General features: G+C 34.0%; 4 protein-coding genes. All 4 read left to right on the top strand.

Going from position 1 to position 2,828, the window contains the following annotated elements; all coding sequences use genetic code 11:
• The first annotated feature begins 163 nt into the window (after window positions 1-163).
• The 4 genes from ACG2F4_RS19185 to ACG2F4_RS19170 all read left to right on the top strand — a co-directional run bounded on the left by ACG2F4_RS19185 (window position 164) and on the right by ACG2F4_RS19170 (window position 2,769).
• Window positions 164-550 carry a hypothetical protein gene (locus ACG2F4_RS19185; RefSeq protein WP_395262558.1) on the top strand — a complete coding sequence of 129 codons (387 nt, stop codon included), beginning with the start codon at window positions 164-166 and terminating at the stop codon, window positions 548-550.
• Between the two features lie 13 nt (window positions 551-563).
• On the top strand, window positions 564-854 hold the full coding sequence (locus tag ACG2F4_RS19180; protein WP_395262557.1) for a hypothetical protein: 291 nt from the start codon (window positions 564-566) through the stop codon (window positions 852-854).
• Window positions 855-1,068: 214 nt separating this feature from the next.
• A complete protein-coding gene (locus ACG2F4_RS19175) occupies window positions 1,069-2,193 on the top strand; it encodes a hypothetical protein (protein ID WP_395262556.1) in 1,125 nt (374 codons plus the stop codon).
• Window positions 2,194-2,229: 36 nt separating this feature from the next.
• Window positions 2,230-2,769: a hypothetical protein gene (locus tag ACG2F4_RS19170; protein WP_395262555.1), complete on the top strand. Its 540-nt coding sequence runs from the start codon at window positions 2,230-2,232 to the stop codon at window positions 2,767-2,769.
• Window positions 2,770-2,828 lie beyond the last annotated feature (59 nt).

Below are 2,828 nucleotides of genomic sequence, written 5' to 3'. Positions count from 1 at the left end.
TCGTCTTTTTTGGTTTGCCATAACTAGTGTTTGTCATAAATTTCGGCAACAATCTATGGCTTAACTGGGTGTCCACCAAAATGTAGCAAGTTCAGCTGTTAAGATACCTCAGACACTAAGAGACCAGAATGTGTTAAGGTATGAGATTAGTTACAAGAAAAGATTGGGAGATCAGCTAAAGGAACCTGAAATAACAGCCTCCACTTTGTATAAAGAGCAGTTTTACATTAAATTGATTGACAGATATGTATCAGATTACCAGTCAATTCATAAGATCCCTGAGATCAAATTAAATACTGATAAAATGGATTCTCCTAAAGACGTCTGGAGGCAATTAGCTCTCCTAAAAATTGATGAGATAGGAGTTAACAGAATGATGGAAATGATTGAGGAGTGGAGAGCCAAAGATGTTTTTGATAATCCAGCTTACTATAGCAGACTCAAAAAAGAGATTAGAGACTACAGCAAACAGTATGAGCCTGATGATTCAACTCCTTTAATTGAGGAGCTTGATAGTAAAATTTCAGCTCTTAAAAGATACTATAGATGATTGAGTATCTGATATGATGGATGAAGTGGCAACTATTTGGATGAAAAAGAACAATATTAATCAAAAAACCATTGAGGCAGTTAAATCAAGTTTGAGATACAGTAAACAATATGAAAGTGTACTTGATTACAAAGTCAAAGACTTAATTAATGATCTTGAAAAGGGAATTATTCAGCAAAAAAGGGGAATTGGATTCAAAAAGATTGAAGAACTATTTAACAAGCTACAGGCAGATGGATTAGCTAAGGAATATAAATTAACCAGTACAGGTAGGGTTAGAAGAAAATGGTTTGGTTTATTTTGAAAGCTTTATCCAATGTTCCCTAGGGATTTAGGTTTCAGAACTATAATGGAATGTATAGGCATGAATAAAAGAGATGCAATCAGCTTTGCGATAGTTTATGAAGGTGGGAATAAAAAGTAGTATTGATTCTAAAAAAACTATAAAAAGCATACAATAGGTATAAACTGAGGTCATACAAAGAATTACCTGAGATAAACTGATAAAACATTACACTTTGAGTTATTTAATTTTACTTCCCTGGCTAAGAATAGGTGGAACCTATCGGCTCGGTGAGTTTGAATTAGGAACATTACAAGTTGAAGAACCTGAGAGATTTGATATTGATCCCGAATTATTGAGAGATGCATTAGATCCTTTCAGGGTAAACAGAGAATTACCGATAAAAAAGTTTACATATGTTTGTAAGGGTGACCAACTACTAAATAATTATAGTGAAGCAGAATTAGATAAATTCAGTTTATTTCATGAAATATTAGTTATATCAGGCCTTGCCAATCGCCAGTTCTTTAATCCCTTTCTATACTGTAATACAGATCAGTTTGATTACTATATAAGGAATCTAAATGATGAAGATAATTTTGTAACAATTTCCGGTAGAAGGAGAGATGGGAATACTCAAAATTTTATATCGGATGAAGCATTAATTGTTGTTAGACAACCTCACATACCTTCAAAACCTATCCCCTTTCAATTAAATCAAAATCTTATTCATAGTCTGATAGAGGCAAGTCAAGAGTTAAGAGATAGAGATTGGGGAAAGATTTATAATTCGATACTTAGTTTTAACAGAAGTAATACAGACAATGCAAAAATATCTCAGGTACAAGAAATAATACTAATGAGATCTGCTTTTGAGCAATTGATATCCGATAGAAATCTTACAGATGATTTTGAAACTTTGTTATCTGGATATGTTGACCTCAAAAGTATTGGTGAATATCCAGATCTATTTCAAAGGGAATCTGATGAAGAGGTAGAAGAAGAGAGTAGTATATCCAGTGTTTGGATGGATGAGTTCACAAGAATTAGAAATATAGTAGCTCATGGTCATGACATATCAGACAGAAATTTTAGATGGCCACTTAGAGAACATTTACTATTAGGCAGTTTTATATATCCAGTTATCCTAAAGACTAAACTAAGAGAACATGGTATTTGTGAATTAACAGACTATGATATGATTTACTTTAGGGCATTTGAAGAGTTATGTACTAAAAGACATTTGATTGACTACGGGGATGAGATATATGAACCTGGTTTTAGATTCCCTTGGAATGAAATTTGGGGGCAGTATTTTTTTGAATATCAGTGGAATAGAATGGTTGGTAATAGTGATTAATAATTTGAGCTTTTAATATTAAAACTACTATAGAATATGCCAAACATACCCACCTTTCCAACAATCTTAGATCATGTTAAGCAGATCTCTATATCTAAACTCAAAGAATGGGATTATCTGAAGACTAACAGCTTTAAATCTGGTACTATCAACTGGAGCAGGGCTGGCAATGAGATAGGTAGTATAAGGATTAGTTGCAAAATGACAGCTGAGGAGCCTTATATCCAGCTATCCTATACCTACAACAAAGAGGAGTCTGTAAATTACAGAGTTAAGCTGGTCTCAGTATCTTCAAATTTAGGAGTGGGTAAACTCTGGTATTTCCTTTGTCCTGAGACTGGAAAGAGGTGCAGAATACTCTATGGAGCTGGTAAATACTTTCTACATAGAGAGGCTTATCCAGATGCAATGTATGAGAAACAGACTTACTCCAAACAGATGAGAAAGTTGGATAGGTTATTTAGTACTGTTTATAGCACTGATGATCTGATGGAGGAGCTATACAGTAAGCACTTTAAGACTCATTATGCAGGTAAGCCAACTGGAATTGCTACAAAAAAATGGACAGTGAGTTAAGCCAGATCATGCAGCCAGTTCTTGTTGTTGGGTTAAATAATCTTGCATTTCCGCAGGCG

This window comes from Halalkalibaculum sp. DA3122 (genome assembly GCF_043951865.1).
Taxonomy (GTDB): Bacteria; Bacteroidota; Rhodothermia; order Balneolales; family Balneolaceae; genus JAMQKA01.
The sequence above is the reverse complement of the archived record's forward strand: the minus strand, read 5'-3'. Positions and strand labels throughout refer to the sequence as shown.